We start from the raw sequence: 23,378 nt of genomic DNA, 5'->3' as shown, positions 1-23,378 counted from the left end.
GGCCGGGCCCTACCCCTGGGCCTCGACGGGCATCCGCGGCACAGGACATGATCACACCATCGCGTGAATCGCGGGTGAATCCGGGAGTTCTCGACGGACCTTGCGGCGTTCATCTCTACGCGCGCAGACTTTTCGAGCCTCATGTCCCCCGTGCCCCCTCCCTCCCCGGAGTCGCGATGAACCCCACCGGATCTCTCTCCCGCCGTACGGCACTCGCCTCCCTGGCCGGGGCGGCGCTGGCCACGACCGCGGCGTTTCCGGCCTCGGCGGCCGAGCGGCACGGCCGCCGGTCCGTACGGTTCGCCACCTTCAACGCCTCCCTGAACCGCGGCACCGAGGGCGCGCTGATCACCGACCTGTCCACACCGGACAACGCCCAGGCGCGCAATGCCGCCGAGACGATCCAGCGGGTCGACCCGGACGTCCTGCTGATCAACGAGTTCGACCACGACGAGCGGGGCAGGGCGGTCCGCCTGTTCCTGCGCAACTATCTGTCCGTCGGCCACAACGGGGCCAAGCCGATCCGCTTCCCGTACCACTTCACCGGCCCGGTGAACACGGGCGTCGCCTCCGGTGTGGACCTCGACGGGAAGAACGGCGCGGTCACGACCCCCGGTTCGGACGCGTACGGGCAGGACGCCTACGGCTACGGCTGGTTCCCGGGGCAGTACGGCATGGTCGTCCTGTCGAAGTACCCGATCGACACGCGCGCGGTGCGCACCTTCCAGCGCTTCCTGTGGCGGGACATGCCGGGCCACGTGATGCCCCCGGGCTATTACAGCGACGCGGCTCGCGCGATCCTCCGCCTGTCGTCGAAGAGCCACTGGGACGTGCCGGTGTGCGTCGGCCACTCCACCGTGCACTTCCTGGTGTCGCACCCGACGCCGCCCACCTTCGACGGCTCCGAGGACCGCAACGGCCGCCGCAACCACGACGAGATCCGGCTGTGGGCCGATTACATCGGCGGGCGCCGGCGCAGTTCCTACCTCTACGACGACAAGGGCGTGCGCGGCGGGCTGCGGTCCGGGGCACGGTTCGTGATCGCGGGCGACAACAACGCCGACCCGTACGACGGCGACAGCTACGCCCACGCGATCCGGCAACTGCTCGACCACCCGGCGGTGGGTCTCCCGGCCACCCCGCCGGCCAGTGCCGGCGGCGTCGAGGCGGCGAGGCTCCAGGGCGGCGCCAACGCCTCACACCTCGGCAATCCGGCGTACGACACGTCCGACTTCGGAGACACCGCGCCGGGGAACCTGCGCGTCGACTACGTCATCCCGTCCAGGGGTCTGACACCGGGCGCGAACGGCGTCTTCTGGCCGACCTCCGACGACCCGCTGTACCGGCTGGTGGGGGACGGGAAGACGGTGCCGACGTCCGACCACCGGCTGGTGTGGCAGGACGTGCGCGTGGGCTGAGCGGCGCGGGCACGGGCACGGGCAGGTGGCGGCCACTCTCGGACGCCCTGCCTGTTGCGCACCGCCCGCCCCGCTTCCGGCCTCGCTGCGCGGAACTCGGCGAGGAAGGCGGACACGTCGCTCTGTCGGTCTTCCCCGACATACGCCACCTTGGTCCCATGACCTCCTTCACGCTCCCCCACGAAGTGCACGGCGAGGGTGCCCGCAAGGTGTTCGCCGTGCACGGCTGGTTCGCCGATCGGTCCGAGCTGATCCGGGTGGTCGAGTACTTTCTGCGCGCGGACGGCCCGCACGAAGGCGGGCAGGAGTGACGGCCCACCACGCACCCCCCGTCCCCGACGTCTTCGACCCCCGGCAGTACGCCACCGACGTCCCCCACGACGCCTATCGCATCCTGCGCGACCACCACCCCGTGGCCCGGCAGGACGAACCAGAGGTGCTGGGCTGGCCGGCCGGTCCCGGGTTCTGGGCGGTGACCCGGCACGCCGACGTGGTGCGCGTGCTCAAGGACTCGGCGACGTACTCCTCGTACATCGGCGCGACCCAGATCCGGGACCCCGACCCGGACGATCTGCCCTTCATCCGCCGCATGATGCTCAATCAGGATCCGCCGGGACACGGTCGCCTGAGGCGGCTGGTGAGCCGGGCCTTCACCCCCGGCCGGGTGGACCGTTTCGCGAGGGTCGCCCGGACGCGCGCCCACACGCTCCTCACGCACGCCCTGGAGACGGCCCGAACGGCGGACGGCACCGTGGATCTGGTCACCGCCGTGACCGACGACTACGCCCTGCTCAACCTGGCCGACCTGCTGGGCGTGCCGGAGGCCGACCGCAAGCTGCTGCTGCACTGGACGCAGCGGGTCATCGGCTACCAGGACCCCGACGAGGCGGGCACCCCGGTGCTCGACGCACAGGGCAGGCCGGTCAATCCGCGCTCGCCCGCGATGCTGCGGGACATGTTCGGGTACGCCCGGCAACTGGCCGCGCACAAGCGGCGCTACCCCGACGACGACGTCATGACCACCCTCGCCCACGATGCCGAACTCGCCGGTCCTGAGCTGGAGATGTTCTTCTTCCTGCTCACGGTGGCGGGCAACGACACCGTCCGCAGTGCGGCACCGGGCGGGCTGCTGACGCTGGCGGAGCACCCGGAGCCGTACGAGCGACTGCGCACGGGGCATGTCGAACTGCTCCCCGCCGTGGACGAGTTGCTGCGCTGGCATCCCCCGGTTCTCACCTTCCGCCGCACTGCCGCGCAGGACACGGAGCTCGCCGGCCGGCTCATCCGTGCGGGCGACAAGGTGGTCGTCTTCCACGCGTCCGCCAACCGTGACGAGCGGGCTTTCGCCGACCCCGACCGGCTGGATCTGTCCCGCACGCCCAACCCGCACGTGTCCTTCGGCGACGGCCCGCACGTCTGCCTGGGCGCCCACTTCGCCCGGCTCCAGCTGCGGGTGCTCTACCGGGAGGTCCTGCGGGTACTGCCCGTCCTCAGGACCGCGGGAGAGCCCAAGCGGCTGGTGTCGAACTTCATCAACGGGCTCAAGTCCCTGCCGGTGCGAATCGGTTGAGCCGAAGCGATTCGACGGCGCGGGGTCGTCATGTCCGCACCTGGATCAGCGCATGCGTCCCGCCCGTCCGCCACTTCTGTCCCTCCGCCGCCACCAGCGCCGCTTCCGTACGGGCGTCCAGGCCGGTGATCACGTCGGACTTCAGGGTGCGCAGGGCGGCCACCGGGCCGGGGAAGTACGCGGTGACGTCGGCGAACGGCGTGGTCGGCGGCCAGCGGCGGTCGCCGACCAGGCGCCGGTAGTTGAGGTCGCCCTTGACGATGGTGAGCGTGGCCGCGCCGAGCTCGTCGCGGAGGTCGCCGGGCATCGCGGCGTACGGCAGCGGGGCGCACGAGAAGGGGTGGGCGCGGACGGTGAGGCGGCCGTCCGTCATCGCCGACCGGAGGACCCGGCCGTACGCAGCGGCCACGCCCGGCGCCGCCGTCAGCCGGCGCAGCGCGTCGAGCACGTCGGCGTGCGTGGCGTCGGAGACGTAGTACGGGTACGCCTTGATGTGCAGGACGGCCCGGCCGATCCGCCCCTGGGTGAGGAGGTGGGCGATGAGGAGCAGGTCGGGGACGAGTTCGCGGCCCGCGTTGTCGGCGATCAGGCACAGGGTGGCGGAGCCGGACGGCGGGAGCAGGGACCAGAGGGTGTCGCTGTCGTCGGCCACGAGGGGCGGGGTGTCCGAGGATGCCTCGTCGTGTACGGCCGACAGGCGGAAACCGAGGTCGGCCCGGTTGCCCCACAGGGAGCCGTGCAGCAGGGCCCGGCCCTGTTCGTCGGCGGGCCGGTCCGCTAGATCGTCGAGGGCGGCGAGCTCCTCGCCCGTCTCCCGGGCGTCGAGTTCGGCCGTCTTGGAGGGGCGGAAGGGATCGATGCCCTGCCAGGGTCCGGTGGTGAAGTACCCGACGGATTCAAGGAGTTGGCGGTAGAAGTAGCTCTCGGACCACAGCCACGGCACGTCGAACCAGGACCGGCCGGTGTGGGCGTCGGCGTCCCAGGCCGTCCAGCGGTCCCGGTCGTGCGCGTCGGCGGGCAGCGGTTCGATCACACCCTTGGTGCAGCTCGCGAGGAGCGCGTCCAGCGCGCGGTGCTGCTCGGGGCCGTAGGGGAAGGACTCCCGTACCTGCCGGATGATCGCGGGGTGCCGTTCGGCGAGGACGCTGTGCGGGAACGAGCCGGGTTCGTTCCCGAGGAGCACGGGTGGGGGCGGGGTGTCGGACCTCTCGGGCATACGCGTCACCGTATCGCGCGGGTCAGGCGTGTCATACGGCTCTGATCTCCCGCTCCAGCTGTGTCGTGAGGGTGAGGTAACGGGCCCGGCGGGGCACCGGGACCAGGCCGCGGATCATGATGTGCCACATCTCTGCCACCCTGCGGGGCTGGCGGGCGACGGGTTCCAGGGAGCGGCCGACGACGCGGGTGCCGACGAAGAAGCACACGAGGGAGTTGGCCGCGGCCTCGGCGTCGATGTCCGGGTGCAGGTCGGACTCCTTGGCGGCGCCGAGGAGTTTGCGGGTGGTGATGTCCAGCAGCTCGGTGAAGGGGTGCCGCAGGGGCGGCCGTATCACCACTCCCCCGGTGGCGAGGCGCAGACCGGCCCTGGGGATGGGGCCCTCGACGGACAGCCGCGCGATGCCGAACGTCGTGCGCATCAGGGCCTCCAGTGAGGTGTAGCCCCTGCCGTCCATCTCCGCCGCGACCTGACGCGACGCACGGGACTGGAGCTCCATGATGGCCTGGGCCAGGTCCTCCTTCGCCGCGAAGTGGAAGTACAGGGCGCCCTTGGTGACTTGGGCGTACTCGACGATGTCGCTCAGACTGGTTGATTCATAGCCGTGACGGTCGAACAGCTCGGCGGCGGCCGTGAGGATCGTGGTGCGGGTCTGTTCCGCTCGTAACTGCCTCGCCATCAGCTGAACTCTCCTGGGGCCGGAAAAGAACGGGTCGCGCCGTTTGTTTCTTACTCCCCGTACACGATAGCTCAGCCCTCCTCGGTGCCCACCCCGCACTCGAAAACCGTCGACTTTCCCTGCCGTCCCACGACTTGCACATCGGTGCCGTTCGCACCCGGCTCCCCCACGGCCTCGATCCAAAGAGGCAGGTCGAGTTCGGCGTACTGGTGGAAGACGGCATGGAAGGAAGCAGGCCGGCGGGGGGACTTCCGGTTCCTGGCCCGGATGGCCTGGCGGACGGCCTCCAGCAGCAGCATGCCGGGCACATGATCAAGTGGGTGATCAAAGAAAACAGCATGGCCGGTATCGACTCGCAGCTGCCAGCGGCCGGGGGCCTCGGCCGGCGCGAGGACGACGTCCGCGGACAGGGCGCGGTCCACGGCCGAGGGCGGCAGGGCGGGCGGGACGGGCAGCACGGACACGGTGGCCGCGGTGCGCCCGCCGCGCAGTCGGCGGTAGACGGCCGCGCTGGTCCAGGTGGCGGCCACGTGTGCGGTCCCGACGTGCTGGTCACCGAGCCGTATCTCCGCGTCGTAGCGGAATCCGGCCGGGCGGCCACCGCGGCGGGTGACGTCGGAGACCGTGATGTGGAGAACGGGTTCGGCGGGTGCCGGGCCGATGGCCAGATGCTCGGGACGTGTGGTGATCCGCAGTTCCGTGAGCACGAACTGGTGGTCCAGCGGGACTTCGTAGCCGGTGTGCGCGATGAGTGTGCCGGCCTGGCGGACGGTCTCGGCGACGAGCAGGGGCTCGTATGCCGACCGGTCCGGCGACACGTGTAACTGGTGAGCGCGCGGCCATTCGGCGAAGACGGTGAACCGGTCCGCTTCAGTGCTGGTCGCACCGGTGAGAAACGTTTCCGCGACCGAGGCACGGTGGACGAGCTGGCGAGGTACGGTGGCGGTCAGGCCTTGCGGTGCCACCGGGGTCTCAGTGAGTGGAGTCGTGGCGAGTTGCCGCGGATGAGGCATGTCCCCTCCTTGGGTCCCCCCGTGTGTGCGCTGACAACGGCGAGGTGCCCGTGCCGCGAGCGTTAGAGTACGAGGCGACCGGTTTGTTTTCAATGCGGCCTTGGGTCGCCCGGCCGTGCCCGAACCGCTCCGGCGCACGCCCGGCGCACAGGTCGACTCGGCGCAGCGGAGGGGCTGTTATGGCGAGGCAGGAGCGCGCCATCAGAACGCGGAGGGTGATTCTGGAGGCCGCGGGCGCGGTTTTCGACGAGCACGGGTACGCGGCGACGACCATTTCGATGGTCCTGGAGCGGGCCGAGGTCACGAAGGGCGCCCTGTACTTTCACTTCCCCTCCAAGGAATCCCTCGCCCAGGCCGTACTGGACGAGCAGATGCCGTTCGGCGTGGTGCCTCCGCAGCCGTGCAAGCTGCAGGAACTCGTCGACATGACCTTTGTGTTCGGGCAGCGACTGATCGGCAACTCCCTGCTCAAGGGCAGTGTGCGGCTGGCCGTGGATCAGAGCGCGCCGCCCGGTGTCGACGATGCCGGGCCGTTCCGGCAGTGGGCGGACCATCTGGTGGGGTTGCTCGAACAGGCAGGTGACCAGGGCGAGTTGCTGCCCACCGTGGTACCGCGGCAGACGATTGAGCTGCTGGTCGGGGCCTTCGCGGGGCTCCAGTTGATGTCCCTGGCGCTGACCGACAGGGAGGATCTGGCGGAGCGGATCTCGGTCCTGTGGGGGCACATCCTGCCGAGCATCGCGGTGCCGGGTCTGCTGACCGCCATCGACCGCGAGCCCGACCGTGGCCTTCGGGTGCTGGCCACTCTCGGCGAAGCCGGTGTCGAACAGACCGACATGGACCTGTCCGTACGTTGAGTACACAGCCACCGACCGGAGTGACGGTTTCCGTCACTCCGGTCGGTGCCGTGAACGGCGGGTCGGCCGATGCCCCATCCGCGCCGGCCGGCCCGCCCGCTTGTGGTAGCCGTTCGCTCAGAAGGTCAGCTTCCAGCTGTTGAGCCGGCCCGTGTCCTGGGCCGCCGTGTCCTGGACGCGCAGCTTCCACGTGCCGTTGGCGGTCTCGCTCGAGGCGTTCACCGTGTAGGTGGCGTTGACGTTGTCCGCGGAGTCCGAGGAGCTGGCCGACTTCAGGCGGTACGTCGAACCGTCCGGGGCGACCAGGTCGAGGACCAGGTCACCGCGGTACGTGTGGGTGATGTCCACGCCGACCTGGAGGGCCGAGGGGGCGTTGCCGCTGCGGCCGCTCACGGCGATCGCGGACTCGACCGCGGAGCCGCTGTCCGGGATGGAGACGGCGGACGTGCTGGAGAAGGTGGTGCCCCCCGTGGAGCCGCCGCTCACCGCCTGCACCGTCTTCGTCGCGTCCGCCAGGCCGGCACCGCAGCCGCCCGAGCAAGTGCCGGGCAGAGTACGCGAGTTGGTCTTGATCGCGGACTCGATCTGCGCCGGGGTCAGCGACGCGTCGGCCGACTTCATCAGCGCGGCCAGGCCCGCGACGTGCGGGGCGGCCATGCTGGTGCCCTGGTAGTACTCGTAGCTCTCGGAGGACGGGCCCTGAGCGCCGGAGTTCAGCGTGGACAGGATGCCGTTGGCCGTGACGGAGTTGGTCTCGCCGCCCGGAGCGGCGATGTCGACCACCGAGCCGTAGTTGGAGTAGTAGGAGCGGTTCCCCTGGCGGTCGGCGGCCGCCACGCTGATGACGTTGCTGCAGCTGGCCGGCGAGTAGTTGGCGGCGTTGGCGTTGCTGTTGCCCGCCGCGACGACCACCGTGGTGCCGCGGTTCACGGCCGCGTTGATGGCGCTCTGGGTCGCGGTGGTGCAGGCGCCGCCCCCGCCGAGGCTCATGTTGATGACCTTGGCGACGTTGGCGTTGGCCGGGACGCCGGAAACCGTACCGCCGGACGCCCAGGTGATGGCGTCGATGATGTCGGAGTCGTAGCCGCCGCACTGGCCGAGGACCCGCAGCGGGGAGACCTTCGCACCGTGGGCGATGCCCGCGACGCCCTTGCCGTTGTTGGTGACCGCGGCGATGGTGCCCGCGACATGGGTACCGTGCCACGACGACGGCGAGGCCTCCCAGTCGGCCGCGCACTGGCCGTCGGTGGTCCAGTCGCCCGTGTCGGCCGGGTTGCTGTCACGGCCGTTGCCGTCGTTGGAGACCGCGGTGTCGGAGATGAAGTCGTAGCCGCCGACGATGTTGGAACCGAGGTCGGAGTGGGTGACGTAGCCGGTGTCGATGACGGCGACGGTCACACCGCTGCCGGTGGCGACGTCCCAGGCGCCCGGCACGTTCATACCCGCGGTGGACTCGAAGAGGTCCCACTGCTTGGCGTACTCGGTGTCGTTGGGCGTGGCCAGCGGCTTGTTCAGCCGGTCCGGTACGACGTAGGCGACCTGCGGGTCGGCCCGGTACTCGGCGACGACGTCGGCGACGTCCGTCCTGGTGAGGTTCTCACCGAGGTCGACGAGGGCGGCGCCGGAGCCGAGGCGGCGCTGGAAGTCGAGGTCCTCGCCGGCCTCCTTGCCCTTGGCGGCGGCGTCGGACTCGGCGGCCTTGTTCGACTTGGCCTCGGCTGCACCGGACTTGTAGCCGACGATGAGGCGCTCGGCCGTGGTGCCGGGGGCGGCCTCCGTCTGGGCCGCCGGGACGGGGGCGGCGGCTTCCTCAGTGGGGGAATCCTGGGCCACGGCGACCGTGGTGGTGGCGGCCGTGAAGAGCGCGGCGGAGACCGCGGCGACGGATATCAGCTTCCGTCTGAGGGGTGTGGAGGTACGCAAGGGCTTGCCTTTCGTGGCCGGCCGTACTCCGGGCAGCGCGGAGCGGCGGTCGATTCGCTTCGTCCTCGAAGCGGCGGGGGGTCCACCGGGTGGGCAGGTGGGGGCAGTGCGGCAAGGCGGGCAGTGCAACGAACGCAGATGGGGGGAGTGCGTGGTGCGGGGGCGCGGCGGCCGGCCTGGCGCGAGCTAGGCCCCGTTCGGGGTTACCTGTGGGGCGGCTGTGGTCGAACGATAGGCAAAGAGCTGGTCATCCGGATACAGGGGAAACCCTCGATCCGGCCGGAAACCCACCCTCTACGTCGCATGGTTGACCGGTATTGGCGGACTTTGCCCGACTCGTCACGCAGTGAACGCGCCGGGCCGGTTTCTCGTACTGCACGAGGACCCTTCCGCACCGGCCGAGGAGACGTTCCGGATGTCCCGGATGCCCTGGATGAGATCGCACCGCACCGCCCTGGCGGCCGCCGCCGTCACGCCGTTGCTGCTCACCGTGTGGGCGGCGGGCCCGGCCCGTGCGCACGGTGCGCCGACGGATCCGACCAGCCGTGCGTACGCCTGCTCCCCCGACGGCGGCAGCGCGTCCACGCAGGCCTGCCGGACGGCGATCGCCTCGAACGGTGCGCCCTTCACGGCCTGGGACAATCTGCGGATCGCGAACGTCAACGGCCGGGACCGGCAGGTCGTACCCGACGGACAGCTGTGCAGCGGCGGACTGCCTGCCTACCGGGGCCTCGACCTCGCCCGCGCCGACTGGCCGTCGACCCGACTCACGTCGGGGTCCACCCTGACGATGCGGTACGTGTCCACGATCCCGCACACGGGCACCTTCAAGCTCTTTCTCACCAAGCCCGGCTACGACCCGACCGAGCCGCTCGCCTGGTCCGATCTCGCGGAGCAGCCGTTCGCGGTGGTGAAGGACCCGGCACTGACGAACGGGGCGTACCGGATCCGGGCCACCCTGCCGTCCGACCGGACCGGGCGCCATGTGCTGTACACGATCTGGCAGAACAGCAGCACGCCGGACACCTACTACTCGTGCTCGGACGTGGTGTTCCCGCAGGCGCAGAAGCAGGGCGGCGAGGACTCCGCGGCGCCTTCGCCGGGCAAGGGCGAGCGCTCCGCGACGGCTTCACCGAGCGACGGTGACAAGGGCACGGACAGCAGCCCTTCGCCGGCTGCCGAACAGCGCACGTCCCAGCCGCCGTCGCGGGCCCCGGTGTCCGCACAGCCCCAGAGCGACAGCACTCCGGTGGCCTCCGGCACGGGCACCGGCTCGGGGCCGTCCACCCCCGTACTGGCGGGCGGCGCCGCGGCGGTGCTGGTGCTCACCGGCGGCGCCGCCCTCGTCCTGCGTCTGCGTCGGCGGTGAACCACCGCCGCAGGGCTGTCAGTTGACGTTGACGGCGAGGCCGGAGCTGGTCACCGGGGCGTACTTGGCGGTGAAGTAGGCGTTGCTGAAGCACAGCGACGAACCGGACGTCTTGGTGAACGGCTGGTTGGTGAAGGCGATGCTGTTGTCGGCGTTGCTCGCCGTGCCGGAGAGGCCGGGCGCCTGGTAGACGCAGGTGATCGTGCCGAGCAGGGTGCGCAGCTTGACCGTGGACTGGACGGCGGAGCCCGCGGCCGGAGTCACGGTGACGGTGCCGTCGGAGGACACGCTGGTGGTGTACGGCAGGTTGTCGACGGTGATGCCGCTGACGCCGAGCACACCGGTGACGTTGGCGGTGCAGCCGCTGGTGTCGAAGGTGTGGGAGGTCAGCGACTCGGTGGCGGTGCCGGGGGCGGCGGGGTTGTCGGTGACGGTGGCGGAGAACGCCGACTTGGTGCAGGAGATGCCGCTGGTGCCGGTCGCGCTGGAGTAGAAGGTGGCGGCGGTGCCGCTCGCCAGGGAGGCGTCGAGCACGGCGCCGACCGCGACCGCCGCCCCGTCGGTGGTGGTCAGTACCGGGGTGTCGGCGGCCGAGGCGGGGACGGCGAGCCCGAGGGCTGCGACGGTGCCGGCGAGGGCGAGGAGGGTGCGTACGCGCATGGGGGTGTACCTCGACTTTCGTTGCGGGGGTGTGCCCTGAGGGCAACTGCGCGGCTCAGGGGGTTCCGGTGGGGGCTCGTTCGCGAGTCGGTGGGCGCAGTTGCCGGTCCGTGACGCCTTCTCCGTACGACACGGACCGGCAACGACAGCCGACCGGCGGCCGGCCGGAGACCGTGGGGAGGGCTCCGGACGGACCGGGCGGGGAGGGCGTCCGGCACGGACCGAGGGGGAAGCGACCGTGACGGCGCCGTGGAGTGATCTCGCGGAATGTGAAGGACATCAAGTCCGGGAACGCGGGGCCACGGGCCACGCGACGGCGGATCCGGCGCCACGGATCCAGGGGGGAGCCAGGGAGAGTTGTAGACCTGAGTGTCCGTCAACGTCAAGGCATGGCAAGGGAGTTGATGACTCCCGTCGGCACTTTTCGAGGCTTCCGAGGGAGTCGCACAAGAGGAGAACTCACAGGTGACGCACAATCAACACTCTTTTCCCACAACTGCCTTGACCCTCAGGTGTAACCACCGGTAACTTCCGGGCTGGCTACTGCGGAGTACGAGAAAGCCCTTGCACCCGCCGGGAGTTGCGAGGGGCGTGCGCCGCGGGCGCTGTCCGCGCCAGGACAACGTGCCACTGATGCCCTACCCGCACTTTTGCATCTGGGAGCAGTTATGGCCTCGTCCTCGGACGTCACCTCGTCCGCCGACCACACCCCCGAGAACCCGGAAAGCGGTTCCGTGCCGGCAGCATCCGAACCCACCGACGGACCCGCCCGACGCGGGCGGGTCCGGGCGCGCCGGGCCGCCGTGATGGCGGTGCCGGCCACCCTGGTCGCCGGTGCTCTCGCGGTGCTCACCGCCGAGGGCGCGCTGGGCGTGCAGTTCGCGATCTCCGGCATGCCCTTCACGGTCACCGCGACCGAGCTCAACGGCACCGGGTTCGAGCAGTTCGGCGGCCTCGACAACATGGCGCCGGGCAGCCCCAACGAGGGGGACACCGGCGGCCAGGTGCTGGTCGTCACCTCCGCGATCAAGAACGCCACGCTCACGAAGCTCTGCCAGAGCGTCGACCTCGGCGGTACGAACCTGCTCATCACCGCGGGCAGCGGGGCGGAGAAGGTGAGCGCGAGCGATCTGACCACCGACTCGACCGAGCTGTCGGGTGACGCGGCGTTCAACAACATCGAGATCGGCAACGACGCGAGCACCTTGACCAAGGCCGGGGTGAAGGGGCCGATCGGCGTCTTCAGCCAGCAGGCGGACACCGTGCGCATCGCCAATCTCCGCCAGACCAACTACGCGACCACAGCTGGCGTGTTCAAGCTGCCTGGGCTGAAACTCGGCTTCAGCAGCAAGGGTTGCTGATGGCGGAGCGTTCGGGTTTCCGGTCGGCCTTCCGTCGCTGGCGGGCCGACCGGCCGTTCTGGGGCGGGGTGTTGCTCGCGCTGGGTGGGGCGGAGATCCTGCTCACGATGAAGGCGTCCATGAAGGTCGTGCTTCATGTCGGGATGCAGGGGCTGGCGGGGTATCTGCTGCCGGCGCTGATGCTGCTGCTGGGTCTGCTGGTCCTGTTCAATCCGACTCAGCGGCTCTTCTACTCGATCACCGGGGTGCTGGTCTCCCTGGGGTCCTGGCCCACCTCCAACCTCGGAGGCTTCTTCGTGGGGCTCCTGCTGGGGGTCGTGGGGAGTTGCCTTGTCTTCGGCTGGCTGCCGGATCAGGAACCCCGGCGCCGGCGGCAGCGGCGGCAGGCGGGGGAGGGCGCTGCGGTCACGGGCGTTCAGTAGGCCGGGGAGCCCGCCTGAACCGGGTTCTCCGGCCTGCGGCCGGAGTCGTGACGCCGGAACGCCGTAGGGGTCCGGTGAGGTTCGGCGGGTGCGAGTGCGTCTTGGGCTGGTCGCGCAGTTCCCCGCGCCCGTAGGTTGGTGCACTGACCGCCAACTTCCCGAATTCCTAGGGTAGTTGTGGGTTGAACCAGCCAGAAGTCCATGTTGCCCGGAGGCCCCGTGTCCGCCGAACGTATCGATACCGAGACCGCACACTCCGCCCGGATCTACGACTACATCATCGGCGGCAAGGACCACTACCCCGCCGACCGGGAGGCGGGCGACGCCATGGTCCGGGAGTGGCCCGCGTTGCCCGTTCACATGCGGGCCAACCGGGACTTCATGAACCGGGCCGTGCGGTATCTCGCCGGGGAGGCGGGGATACGGCAGTTCCTCGACATCGGGACCGGGATACCCACGTCGCCCAACATCCATGAGATCGCCCAGTCGGTGACCCCCGAAGCCAGGGTCGTGTACGTCGACAACGATCCGCTCGTGCTCGCGCTGTCCGAGGGGCTGATGTCCGGCACGGCCGAGGGCAGGACGGCGTACGTCGAAGCGGACATGCGCGACCCCGCGGCCGTTCTCGACGCCCCGGCCTTCCGCGACACCCTCGATCTCGGGGAGCCGGTCGCGCTCACCGTGATCGCGATCGTCCACTTCATGCTGGACGAGCACGACGCCGTGGGGATCGTCCGGCGGCTGCTGGAGCCACTGCCCGCCGGGAGCCACCTGGCGATGTCCATCGGCACCGCCGAGTTCGCGCCGGACGAGGTCGGCCGGGTCGCCCGGGAGTACGCGGCCCGGGGCATGCCGATGCGGCTGCGTACCCTCGCCGAGGCCGAGGAGTTCTTCACCGGTCTGGACCACGTGGAGCCCGGCATCGTCCAGATCCACAAGTGGCGTCCGGACGGCACGGGCACCGAGGTGATCCGCGACGAGGACATCGCGATGTACGGGGCGCTCGCCCGCAAGGCGGGTTGACCCGGTTTGCGGGCGCAAGCAGTGCGGGCGGGCCGGTCGGCCGCCCACCCTCCGGCCAGCGGTTCATCACGATGTGGGAGCAACAACTCACGCGTTGTTGTTGCACACTTGACTACCGGTGGTCACACGCGATTGGCTCCGCCCCAGCGAGAGTTCACCCGGTCGGCGAACTCCCCGGTCGACGCCGGCCGTCCTCTCGTTCGTTCCTACGGCTCGGCCGCACAGCGAGGTGCCGCACCCTCATGAAGACCCCACCCCCCTCCCCCTCTTTCACTCGCGTCGCGGCCCTCACGGCCGCCGCCTGTCTGCTGCTGGCCGGCTGTTCCGCCGTCGGCGGCTCCGACGAGGCGTCGGACGCGGACGCCGCCGGCTCCTCGGGACTGAAGGTCGCCCTCATCACCCACGGCGGCGAGGGCGACGCCTTCTGGGAGCTGGTGCGCAAGGGCGCCCAGGCAGCGGCCGCAAAGGACGGCATCGATCTGACCTTCGCGAGCGACTCCGACCCGGTCGGCCAGGCCGGGTTGATGCGCGACGCGATCAGCCGGAAAGTCGACGGCATCGCGGTGACCCTGGCCAAGCCGACGGCGATGACAGGTCCCGTCGCCCAGGCGCGGGCGGCCGGCATACCGGTGGTCGGCCTCAACTCCGGTATAGACGACTGGCAGTCCGCGGGCCTGGTCGGCTACTTCGGCCAGGACGAGAGCGTCGCGGGCCGGGCCGTCGGCGACAAACTGGACGACCTCAGGGCCGAGCACGCCCTGTGTGTCATCCACGAGCGCGGCAACGTCGCCCTGGAGGCGCGCTGTGCGGGCGTGAAGAAGTCCTTCGGCGGCGAGACCGAGAACCTCTACGTGGACGGCACCGACATGGACGCGGTGACCGCCTCCGTCGCGACGCGGCTCAGACAGGACCCGAGCATCGACGAAGTCGTCATGAACGGCGCGCAGTTCGCGCTGGCCGCGGTGAAATCGGCCGAGGAGGCCCGCTCCAAGGCCCATGTCGCGACCTTCGACCTCAACAAGGACCTGGTCAAGGCGGTCCAGGCCGGGGACGTGCAGTTCGCGGTGGACCAGCAGCCGTATCTGCAGGGATACCTCGCGGTGGACTCGCTGTGGCTGTACAGGACCAACGGCAACACCCTCGGCGGTGGTGAGGCGCCCGTCCTCACCGGACCGGCATTCGTGACCAGGGCGAACATCGCCTCGGTCGCGAAGTTCGCCGCCAACGGAACCCGGTGACCGGACAGTTCCCCCGGCGGTGTCGCCAAAGATTCGGTCACGCGTGACACATACGCTCACTTGTACGGATAGCATCCAGCGCATCCCCTGTGACGTATCGGACACGCCGCCACCCCTGGCGCTCGTCCCGCTTCCGCTTCCGCGCTGACCCCGCCCGCTCCCACCCTCCGCTGATCGCCCTAGGACGACAATGTCTCCACGGACAGGTCCCCGGCGCCGCCTCGGCTCCATCCGTCTCTCCCTGATCCTGCTGGCCCTGGTGCCCAGCGTCACGCTCGCCGCCGTCTGGAGCGTGACGACGATCCAGATGTTCTCGGAGGGCCTGGGGCTGCGATCGCAGACCGGGCTGAGCAAGTCGACCGGGGCCATGGGCACGGAGGCCACGCTCGCGCTGCAGCAGGAGCGCAGCTACTCGGCCGTATGGCTGGCGTCCCGGCAGGAGGAGGCCCGCAGCGCGCTGGACGAGCAGCGGCAGAAGACCGACAAAGCGGTGGCGAAACTCCTCTCCCAGTCGGACGCGATCCAGCAGGCACCCTCCCGGATCAAGGACCGGCTGTACTCGGTCGTCGCGTCGGCGAGCAGTCTGGAGTACTACCGGGGGCAGGTGGACAACCCCACCGACATCACCGCCGTGCAGGCGCTCGGCCAGTACACGTCGATCATCGACGACCAGATCCACGCCTTCCAGGAGCTCTCCCAGGTCGACGACGGCGACCTCACCTCGCAGGCCGGTCCGCTCGTCGCGCTGGAGCACGCGGCGGAACTGGTGTCCCGGGAGGACGCGCTGCTGACGCTGGCCTCGCCGTCGCGGACGATGGACGAGAAGTCGTGGACCGAGTTCGCGGAGCTGGTGAACACCCGCCGCTGGCTCGTCGAGGACCAGATCCTCCCCTCGCTCACGGGGAGCGCGAAGTCGGAGACCGAGCGGATCCTGGGGAGCCCTCAGTGGGGGACCCTGGAGACCGTCGAGGACCGGGTGCTCGCGGCGCGGTCGACGGCGCGCGGGGACGGGGACATCTCCGTCCCGGACGCGCAGAAGGAGTGGCGGGCGGCGCTGGTCAAGGTCTCCGACGAGTACGAGGTCCTGATCCGGCAGCAGACGACCGCGCTGCTGCAACGCAGCGGCGACAACGCCCGCGGCCTGCTGATCAAGGCCGCCTCCCTGAGCGCGGGCGGCCTGGTCGCCCTGCTGGTGTGCGTCTGGATGTCGTGGCGGATCACGCGCTCGCTGTCCCGGCGCCTGCACGGCCTGCGCGAGGCCACCCTCGGTCTCGCACAGGAGCGGCTGCCCGACGTGGTGGCGCGGCTGGAGCGGGGCGAGAAGGTCGACGTGGAGCTGGCCACCCCGCCGCTGGACTACGGCCACGACGAACTCGGCCAGGTCGCCAAGGCCTTCAACACCGCCCAGCGCACCGCCGTGCACACCGCCGTCGAACTCGCCGACACCCGGCGCGGCTTCCAGAAGGTCATCCTGGGCATCGCCCGGCAGAGCCAGAACCTGGTCAACCTCCAGCTCACCAAGCTCGACGCGCTGGAGCGCGCGCACCAGGACCCCGAGATCCTCAAGGGCCTGTACGAACTGGACTCCACAGCAAGCCAGTTGCGCCGGTACGAGGAGAACCTCGTGATCATCAGCGGCGAGCGGCCCGGCCGCAGCTGGAGCGAACCGGTCGCGCTGATCGACATCCTGCGCAGCGCCGTCGGCGAGGTCGCCGAGTACCGGCGGGTCGAGGTGCAGACGGAGGAGGAGGTGCATCTGGCGCCGCCTGCCGTGGCGGACGTCATCCATCTGCTGGCCGAGCTGATCGAGAACGCCACGCTGTACTCCCCCGCGCCCGCGCCGGTCGGGGTGCGGGCGGCGATGGTGGCCAAGGGCCTGGCCGTGGAGGTCGAGGACCGTGGGCTCGGCATGTCCGAGGAGGACTACGACTCCTTCAACGCCCAGCTGGCCGAGCCCCCGCAGTTCGACGTGGTGGCCCTCGCCGACGACCTGCGCCTCGGCATGTTCGTGATCGCCCGGCTCGCCCAGCGGCACGGCATCGCGGTCACCCTGCGCTCCTCGCCGTTCGGCGGCACCACGGCGATCGTGCTGATTCCGCACGACGTCGTGGTCCGGGACCTGCCGGCCCCGGAGCCGGACGAGGTGGAGCACTCCGGTACCGCCGAACCGGAGGAGCCCGTACGGGAGGCCCGCCCGGTCGTCACCGCCCGCGACTCGGCCGCCCAGGAATCCTCTTCGGCCTCCGCCCCCGCCACGCGCCCCGAAGGCGGCCTCACCGCGCTGCCCCGCCGGGTGCCGCAGACCAGCCTGGCCGCCGAACTGCGCGAGGAGGCACGGCCCGCCGAGGAGAACGGCTACGACGACTTCACCGCGGAGCGAGCCGCCTCCTCCCTCTCCTGCTTCCAGCGGGGCACGCTCCAGGCCCGCGACGACAGCGGCGACGAGACCCCGGACCCGCCCGAGCCGGCCGCGGACCAGCGGATCCCGGCCGCCCGCCGGACGCTCGACGACGTCGCCCCCGAGGAGCGGCCCGCGGCCGACGGCGCCGATGCCGCCGCCCCCTCCGCGGCCGCCTCCCCCACGTCCTCCCCTTCGCCCGCCGACCGCTCATGAAGGACACCGCCATGACACGCCCCAGCCCCGCCACGGACACCCAGCTCGACCAGTTGCTCACCGGACTGGTGGAGCGGGTCGCCGACGTCAACCACGCCGTCGTGCTCTCCGAGGACGGTCTGGTGGTGAGCAAGTCCACCGGGTTCCTGCGGGACGACGCCGAGCGGCTGGCGGCGACCGCGTCCGGTCTGATGAGCCTCAGCAAGGGCGTCAGCATGGACTTCAGAGGCGGGCCGGTGCGGCAGGCGCTGATCGAGATGGCCAACAGCTATCTGATCCTCACGTCCGCCGGGCCCGGCGCCCATCTCGTGGTCCTCACCAACCAGGGCGCGGACGTCGGCGTGGTGGCGTACCAGATGAACATGCTGGTGAAGAAGATCGGCGAGCACCTGTCGGCGGCACCGCGGGCCCATGTCGGCCCTGGCGCGTGAGGTGGCCGGAGACGATACGGCGGGCAGGCTGGTACGTCCCTTCACGCTGACCGGCGGCCGGACCAGGCCCAGCCGCACCGACTTCACGCTGATCACGACGGTGACGGCGGTGGATCCGCCGCCGGAGCGGGCGCCCCGTCCGCAGCCCGAGCAGACGCGGATCCTGCGGCGCTGCGCCCGGCCCATCGCCGTCGCGGAGCTCGCGGCCCATCTCGACCTGCCGGTGAGCGTGGTCGCCATCATGCTCTGCGATCTGCTGGAGGCGGGCCTGATCACCGTGCACCCGCCGCACCCCGTCACCCCCCGCACCCCGGACCTGGACCTGCTGCAGAAAGTGAGGGACGGCCTTGGCCGGCTCTGACACCACCGTGGAATCGGTCGCGCCGCCCGACACGGTCAAGATCCTCATCGCCGGCGGCTTCGGCGTCGGCAAGACGACGCTGGTCGGGTCGGTCAGCGAGATCGCCCCGCTGCGCACCGAGGAACCCCTGACCGCGGCGGGCGTGGGCATCGACGACCTCAACGGCATCGAGGAGAAGCGGGCCACCACCGTGGCCCTGGACTTCGGCCGGATCACCATCAGCCAGGAGCTGGTGCTCTATCTGTTCGGTACGCCCGGGCAGCAGCGGTTCTGGTTCATGTGGAACGACCTGGCGATCGGCGCGCTGGGTGCCGTCGTCCTGATCGACGTCCGCCGGCCGCAGTCCAGCTTCGCCGCGATCGACTTCTTCGAGCGCCGGCAGATCCCGTTCGTCGTCGGCGTCAACGGCTTCCACGGCGAACACCCCTATCCCGCCGACGAGATCAGGGACGCCCTCGCGCTCCCGGAGCATGTCCGGGTGCTGCTGTGTGACGCACGGGAACGCGAGTCGTGCCGGGACGTGCTGATCGCCCTGATCGACCAGTTGATCGCCGACGCCCGGCAGGCGGGCTGAGCGTCACTCCTCGGGGCCGGTGAGGGGCCGGTTCGCGGGTGCGACGATCCTGGCCGTGAGGTCGGGGGTGGCCATCGCGGGGTCGAAGGGGAACATGGGCCGGCTGATCCGGTGGTGGCCGAGCCGCACCAGGTCCTGGTCGACGCCGCCCGGGGTGAGCGCCATCTTCCAGTCGGCCGCCATGGCGAACAGTTCGGGCTCCAGATAGCCGATCTTGACGATCACGAGGTCGGCCGTGCGCGGGTCCAACTCCAGGTCGGTGAAGTCGCGTTCGAGGTGATACGGCTTTCGCAGCCGGGTCAGGATCACGTGCACGCCGCCCACCCGCAGCACGGCCTCCGTCTCGGCGTCCCGGTCTCCGTGGCGTACGGAGTGCACCACGCCGGTCATCGTGAGCGGCCCGGCGTGCCGGTCGTCGACCTCCGCGCCGGCGGTGACCGTGACCGTGGCGCCGACGCCGGCCTTCACCGCCGTGTCGACCGCGGACGGGCCGGGCAGGGAGGCGTACAGGACGACCGGGCCGGACGGGTCCTCGAACTCCGGGCGGGCCAGGACGTGCTGGAGTCCCCAGGTGACGTCTCCGGCGCCGCCCGCCGTCGGATTGTCGCCGGTGTCGCTGATGAAGTAGGGGCGGGCACCGGAGGCGAGGGCCTCGTCGAGACAGTCGGCGAGGGTGCCGGTCGGGGCGACGAAGGCGAAGTCGTGGCGAGCGTCCCAGAATCCGCGGGCGAGACGCTCGGCACCGGCGGTGACTGCGGCCCGGTCGGGTCCGGTGACCACGACGGCGGCCCGGTTGCGCGGCTCGTCGGCCCAGGCGTACCCGACCCAGATCGCCGCGTCGGTCACCCCGTCGGCCGCTTCCACGTCCTCGACGGCGGCGTACACGCTCTTCGCGGGTTCGATACGGGTGGAGGTCTGCTCCCCGCCCAGCAGCACCGGCACCGGCACCCAGGCCTTGGCGGGGCGGGGCGAGCCGCTCGCCAGGAGGTCGACGAGGTTGCGGGCGGCCCGCTCCTTGGTCTCCATGGCGTCCTCGTGCGGGGCCATCCGGTAGCAGGTGATCAGGTCGCTGAGGTGGACGAGCCGCCGGGAGACGTTGCCGTGCAGGTCCATGGAGGTCGACACGAGGACGTCCGGGCCGATCACCTCGCGGACACGGGTCAGCAGGTCCACTTCCGCGTCGTCGAGCCCTTCGACGGTCATCGCACCGTGGATGTCGTACCAGAGGCCGTCCAGCGGCCCCAACTCCCGCAGTCGATCGATGAGTTCGCTGGAGAGCTCGGCGTACGCGGCCGCCGTCACCGTTCCGCCGGGCAGCGCCTTGCCGACCAGGGCGCCACGCCAGTCGGCGGCGTCCCGCAGCGGCAGTCCCGGGGCCAGGAACGGGTAGCGGTCGAGGACGTCCGGTCCGCGCCGCGGGTGGAAGGCGGGGGCGTCGGTGCGGGCCGGGGAGAAGGTCGACGACTCGATGCCGAGGCCGGCGATCGCGATGACGGGACGGGGGCGGGGCCGGAGCTGGTGCTGAGGCTGGGGCATGGCTCCTCCGGAGGGTCAGGGGTGGGTGCCGGCGACCGAGTGCAGCGCGTGGGCGAGGGCCCGCTGGAGGGCGAACTGGCCCGCGCCGACCAGGCCGGCGTCGGCGCCGAGGCCGGCCCGTTCGATGACCAGGTGCTCGGTGACCAGCGGATGGCAGCCCTCGTACAACTGGCTGCGCACGGCGGCGACGAAGGGCTCCAGCGTGGAGAGGATGCCGCCGAGGTACACGGCGTCGGGGTTGAAGAAGTTGACGTTGGCGGCCAGCACCATGCCGAGGTAGCGGCCGGCCTGCCGGACCGCGCGCGTGGCCTCGGGGTCGGCGTCACCGGCGAGGCGTACGACGTCCTCGGTGGACGTCACCTCAAGGCCGCGCTCACGCAGGATGCGGACCAGCGCCGCTCCCGAGGCGACCGTCTCCAGACACCCGGTGTTCCCGCATGAGCAGGGGATGTCGTGGGCGGCCTCGACGCGGACGTGGGTGATCTCGCCGGCCGCGCCCGAACCGCCCCGGTAGAGGCGGCCGTCGGCGATGACGCCCGCGCCGATCCCGGTGCCCACCTTCACCATGATGGCCTGGCGTTGCCCGGCGGGCCGGACGCTGTGCTCGCCGACGGCCATGCAGTTGGCGTCGTTCTCGATGGCCACCGGGACCCCGAACCGTTCCTGGAGCCAGTCCCGCACCGGGAACCGGTTCCAGCCCGGCATGCGCGCGGGCAGGGTCACCAGGCCCGGCTCGACGTCGACCGGGCCCGGCAGACAGAGGCCGACACCTCTGAGGGACTCCCGCCCGTTCCGCTCGGCGAGGCCCTCCAGGGTCTCGACCAGGCCTGGCAGCGAGGCCTGCGGTCCGTCGGCCGTCGCGAACGGCACCGTGGAGACGTCGGTGAGACCGCCTCCGGGGTGGACGACGCCGACGTGGGCGTGCTTGCCGCCGAGTTCGGCCGCCACGGCGTAGCCGTCACCGCCGCCGAGCCGGAGCACCTTGCGCGGCCGTCCGCCGGTGGACGACATGGTGCCCTCCTCGGTGACCAGGCCGTAGTCCAGCAGCTTGGTCACCGCGAACGAGACCGTCGACGGCGCGGCGCCGAGCAGTTCGGAGAGCTCCGTGCGCGTGGACGCCTGCCCTGAGGCGAGGAGTTCGAGGATCCGCCGGGTCAACGACCCACTTTTTTCAGTCATGGACGAAGTTACTTCCGTCATCTGCGGTCGGGACAGCGAGAGTAGGCCGCGGACGCGCCTTCCGGGCTAATTCCAGAACAGCAGAAACATACTTTTTACAGCGGCACTCCTGTTTCTTCGAACGGACGGGGCTTTCACTGACTGCACCTCGCTTCTGTCCCCTGAGGAGAGTCATGTCCCCTGCTCGTACGAGACTCCTCGCCGCTGCCGCCACCCTGTCCGCCGGTACGCTGCTGCTCGCGGGCTGCTCCGGGAGCAGCGGTACGTCGACCGGGTCCCGCGACTCCATCAACTACGCGCTGCCTGCGAACTTCACGCCGAACTGGATCCTGCCGATCGGCACCGCGGCGCATCTGAACACCAACAACATCTCCATCGCGAACACGCTGTGGGAGCCGCTCATCGCCTACGACGGCTCCACCGGCGAGATCGCCTGGAACAAAGCCGGCTCGGTCGCCACCGACGCCGACTTCGCGCCCGACAACAAGAGTGTGCGGATCACCCTGGGCGACCGGCACTGGAGCGACGGCAAGCCGATCACCTCCCGTGACGTCCGGTTCTGGTTCGACCTCATCAAGGCGAACAAGTCGGAGTGGGCGGGCTACAACCCCGGTCAGGCGCCGGACAACTGGACGTCCTTCAAGACCGAGGACGACCGCCACTTCACCATCACCTTCGACAAGGCCTACAACCCGCAGTGGATGCTGGCCAACGAGCTGAGCTCGATCACACCGCTGCCGCAGCACACCTGGGACAAGGGCGGCGACGCCAAGCAGGTGTGGACGTACCTCAACAACGCGGCGAAGAACATCGGCGACTACGAGAAGAACGCCCTCTGGAAGACCATCAGCGGCCCCTACGCGGTCAAGTCCTACTCGACGGCCGGCAAGGTGGTCCTCACCGCCAACAAGAAGTACGACGGCGGCGAGAAGCCGGCCATCCCCACGGTGAACCTGCTCCCCTTCACCACGGCCGAAGCCGAGAAGAACGCCCTGCGCTCCGGCAGCGTCGACTACGGCTATATCGAGGCGACCGACCTCGACCAGAAGGAGAGCTTCACCGCGCAGGGGTACGAGGTGAAGCCGTGGTCCGGCTGGGCGATCACCTACATGCCGTACAACTTCAACAACCCGGCGATGGGCGCGGTGTTCAAGCAGTTGTACGCCCGTCAGGCCGTCCAGCGCTCCATCGACCAGGCGAGTCTGGCGAAAGTCGTCTTCAACGGGACCGCGGTCGCCGGCTACGGCCCCGTCCCACAGGGGCAGGCGTCGGACTTCGTCTCCCAGGTGCAGAAGGACGACCCGTACCCCTTCTCGACGACGGCCGCCCGGGAGCTGCTGACCGGTCACGGCTGGAGCGAGCAGGGCGGGGTCATGACCTGCACGAGTCCCGGAACCGGGGCCGCCCGGTGCGGTGAGGGCGTCGCCGGGGGCACCAAGTTCGAGATGCAGGTGCTGTCGCAGTCCGGCTCGACGGTCACCGACAACATGATGAGCGCGATCCAGTCCTCGCTCGCCAGGACCGGCATCAAGTTCTCGATCAAGACCGCGCCCGTCAACTCGGTGCTGTCGCAGACCCCGCAGTGCAAGGCGAGCCAGTCGATCTGCAAGTGGCAGCTGTCCTTCTTCGGCACGGCCGGCAGCTGGTACTTCCCCGCCTTCCCGACCGGTGACTCGCTGTTCCAGACCGGCGGCGGCTCGAACTTCGGCAACTACTCCAACCCGGACGTCGACAAGCTCATCTCCGCCTCCACGACGTCAGGTTCGACGAGGGCGGTCCAGGAATACAGTGCCGCCCTTGCCGAGGACCTGCCGGTGATCTGGCTGCCGGAGCCGGTCTACCAGGTCTCCGTCATCAGGAACGGCCTCGGCGGCTTCTCCCAGGACTCGCTCGCCAACTTCCACCCCGCGCAGTGGAAGTGGACCGGCTGAGGC

The 23,378-nt window shown here is 70.5% G+C and carries 21 protein-coding genes; 14 read left to right on the top strand and 7 right to left on the bottom strand.

Annotated elements, in window-relative coordinates; all coding sequences use genetic code 11:
* The first annotated feature begins 176 nt into the window (after nucleotides 1-176).
* The 3 genes from ACWGDB_RS15890 to ACWGDB_RS15880 all read left to right on the top strand — a co-directional run bounded on the left by ACWGDB_RS15890 (nucleotide 177) and on the right by ACWGDB_RS15880 (nucleotide 2,988).
* A complete protein-coding gene (locus ACWGDB_RS15890) occupies nucleotides 177-1,418 on the top strand; it encodes an endonuclease/exonuclease/phosphatase family protein (protein ID WP_453822975.1) in 1,242 nt (413 codons plus the stop codon).
* Nucleotides 1,419-1,576: 158 nt separating this feature from the next.
* Nucleotides 1,577-1,729: a hypothetical protein gene (locus tag ACWGDB_RS15885; protein WP_453822974.1), complete on the top strand. Its 153-nt coding sequence runs from the start codon at nucleotides 1,577-1,579 to the stop codon at nucleotides 1,727-1,729.
* A complete protein-coding gene (locus tag ACWGDB_RS15880; RefSeq protein WP_453822973.1) occupies nucleotides 1,726-2,988 on the top strand; it encodes a cytochrome P450 in 1,263 nt (420 codons plus the stop codon). The genes ACWGDB_RS15885 and ACWGDB_RS15880 overlap by 4 nt, the downstream gene beginning before the upstream one ends.
* 28 nt (nucleotides 2,989-3,016) lie before the next feature.
* Here the strand turns inward: ACWGDB_RS15880 and ACWGDB_RS15875 are convergent, their stop codons facing one another.
* The 3 genes from ACWGDB_RS15875 to ACWGDB_RS15865 all read right to left on the bottom strand — a co-directional run bounded on the left by ACWGDB_RS15875 (nucleotide 3,017) and on the right by ACWGDB_RS15865 (nucleotide 5,896).
* The gene (locus ACWGDB_RS15875; protein ID WP_453822972.1) at nucleotides 3,017-4,204 is read right to left on the bottom strand and encodes a damage-control phosphatase ARMT1 family protein; all 1,188 of its coding nucleotides are present in this window, start codon (nucleotides 4,202-4,204) and stop codon (nucleotides 3,017-3,019) included.
* 31 nt (nucleotides 4,205-4,235) lie between these two features.
* Nucleotides 4,236-4,883, bottom strand: a complete 648-nt coding sequence (locus ACWGDB_RS15870) for a ScbR family autoregulator-binding transcription factor (RefSeq protein WP_453822971.1) — start codon at nucleotides 4,881-4,883, stop codon at nucleotides 4,236-4,238.
* A 71-nt stretch (nucleotides 4,884-4,954) separates the two neighbouring features.
* Nucleotides 4,955-5,896 (bottom strand): ScbA/BarX family gamma-butyrolactone biosynthesis protein, encoded by a 942-nt coding sequence (locus tag ACWGDB_RS15865; RefSeq protein WP_453822970.1) that lies wholly within the window; start codon nucleotides 5,894-5,896, stop codon nucleotides 4,955-4,957.
* Nucleotides 5,897-6,075: 179 nt separating this feature from the next.
* Here ACWGDB_RS15865 and ACWGDB_RS15860 point away from each other — a divergent pair, with 179 nt between their 5' ends.
* Entirely contained in the window at nucleotides 6,076-6,753 is a 678-nt protein-coding gene (locus ACWGDB_RS15860) for a ScbR family autoregulator-binding transcription factor (RefSeq protein ID WP_453822969.1), read from the top strand.
* A gap of 117 nt (nucleotides 6,754-6,870) precedes the next feature.
* On the opposite strand, the gene ACWGDB_RS15855 is transcribed toward ACWGDB_RS15860, so the two are convergent.
* Nucleotides 6,871-8,676: a S8 family peptidase gene (locus ACWGDB_RS15855; protein ID WP_453822968.1), complete on the bottom strand. Its 1,806-nt coding sequence runs from the start codon at nucleotides 8,674-8,676 to the stop codon at nucleotides 6,871-6,873.
* Between the two features lie 424 nt (nucleotides 8,677-9,100).
* On the opposite strand from ACWGDB_RS15855, the gene ACWGDB_RS15850 reads away from it, so the two are divergent.
* A complete protein-coding gene (locus tag ACWGDB_RS15850; protein ID WP_453823033.1) occupies nucleotides 9,101-10,045 on the top strand; it encodes a lytic polysaccharide monooxygenase auxiliary activity family 9 protein in 945 nt (314 codons plus the stop codon).
* Between the two features lie 18 nt (nucleotides 10,046-10,063).
* Here ACWGDB_RS15850 and ACWGDB_RS15845 read toward each other — a convergent pair whose 3' ends face one another.
* Nucleotides 10,064-10,705, bottom strand: a complete 642-nt coding sequence (locus ACWGDB_RS15845; protein WP_453822967.1) for a Tat pathway signal sequence domain protein — start codon at nucleotides 10,703-10,705, stop codon at nucleotides 10,064-10,066.
* Between the two features lie 668 nt (nucleotides 10,706-11,373).
* On the opposite strand from ACWGDB_RS15845, the gene ACWGDB_RS15840 reads away from it, so the two are divergent.
* From ACWGDB_RS15840 to ACWGDB_RS15805, 8 genes are all read left to right on the top strand, one after another.
* On the top strand, nucleotides 11,374-12,066 hold the full coding sequence (locus tag ACWGDB_RS15840; protein ID WP_453822966.1) for a DUF6230 family protein: 693 nt from the start codon (nucleotides 11,374-11,376) through the stop codon (nucleotides 12,064-12,066).
* Nucleotides 12,066-12,488, top strand: coding sequence for a DUF6114 domain-containing protein (locus ACWGDB_RS15835; RefSeq protein ID WP_453822965.1), 423 nt, complete (start codon nucleotides 12,066-12,068; stop codon nucleotides 12,486-12,488). The genes ACWGDB_RS15840 and ACWGDB_RS15835 overlap by 1 nt, the downstream gene beginning before the upstream one ends.
* A gap of 219 nt (nucleotides 12,489-12,707) precedes the next feature.
* Nucleotides 12,708-13,511, top strand: a complete 804-nt coding sequence (locus tag ACWGDB_RS15830) for an SAM-dependent methyltransferase (RefSeq protein WP_453822964.1) — start codon at nucleotides 12,708-12,710, stop codon at nucleotides 13,509-13,511.
* A gap of 242 nt (nucleotides 13,512-13,753) precedes the next feature.
* Nucleotides 13,754-14,749: a substrate-binding domain-containing protein gene (locus tag ACWGDB_RS15825; RefSeq protein ID WP_453822963.1), complete on the top strand. Its 996-nt coding sequence runs from the start codon at nucleotides 13,754-13,756 to the stop codon at nucleotides 14,747-14,749.
* 190 nt (nucleotides 14,750-14,939) lie between these two features.
* Entirely contained in the window at nucleotides 14,940-17,363 is a 2,424-nt protein-coding gene (locus tag ACWGDB_RS15820) for a nitrate- and nitrite sensing domain-containing protein (protein ID WP_453822962.1), read from the top strand.
* A gap of 11 nt (nucleotides 17,364-17,374) precedes the next feature.
* A complete protein-coding gene (locus tag ACWGDB_RS15815) occupies nucleotides 17,375-17,794 on the top strand; it encodes a roadblock/LC7 domain-containing protein (protein WP_383604125.1) in 420 nt (139 codons plus the stop codon).
* Entirely contained in the window at nucleotides 17,775-18,155 is a 381-nt protein-coding gene (locus ACWGDB_RS15810; protein WP_369274091.1) for a DUF742 domain-containing protein, read from the top strand. The genes ACWGDB_RS15815 and ACWGDB_RS15810 overlap by 20 nt, the downstream gene beginning before the upstream one ends.
* A complete protein-coding gene (locus tag ACWGDB_RS15805; protein WP_453822961.1) occupies nucleotides 18,142-18,729 on the top strand; it encodes a GTP-binding protein in 588 nt (195 codons plus the stop codon). The genes ACWGDB_RS15810 and ACWGDB_RS15805 overlap by 14 nt, the downstream gene beginning before the upstream one ends.
* A 3-nt stretch (nucleotides 18,730-18,732) precedes the next feature.
* Here the strand turns inward: ACWGDB_RS15805 and ACWGDB_RS15800 are convergent, their stop codons facing one another.
* Nucleotides 18,733-20,265, bottom strand: a complete 1,533-nt coding sequence (locus ACWGDB_RS15800; RefSeq protein WP_453822960.1) for a M81 family metallopeptidase — start codon at nucleotides 20,263-20,265, stop codon at nucleotides 18,733-18,735.
* A 15-nt stretch (nucleotides 20,266-20,280) separates the two neighbouring features.
* On the bottom strand, nucleotides 20,281-21,444 hold the full coding sequence (locus tag ACWGDB_RS15795; RefSeq protein WP_453822959.1) for an ROK family protein: 1,164 nt from the start codon (nucleotides 21,442-21,444) through the stop codon (nucleotides 20,281-20,283).
* 173 nt (nucleotides 21,445-21,617) lie between these two features.
* Between ACWGDB_RS15795 and ACWGDB_RS15790 the strand changes: the two genes are divergently transcribed.
* A complete protein-coding gene (locus tag ACWGDB_RS15790) occupies nucleotides 21,618-23,375 on the top strand; it encodes a peptide ABC transporter substrate-binding protein (RefSeq protein ID WP_453822958.1) in 1,758 nt (585 codons plus the stop codon).
* The last annotated feature ends 3 nt before the right edge of the window (nucleotides 23,376-23,378 follow it).

It is taken from the genome of Streptomyces sp. NPDC055013, assembly GCF_053608645.1.
Note: the sequence above shows the minus strand (reverse complement) of the source record. Positions and strands in the feature narration are given on the sequence as shown.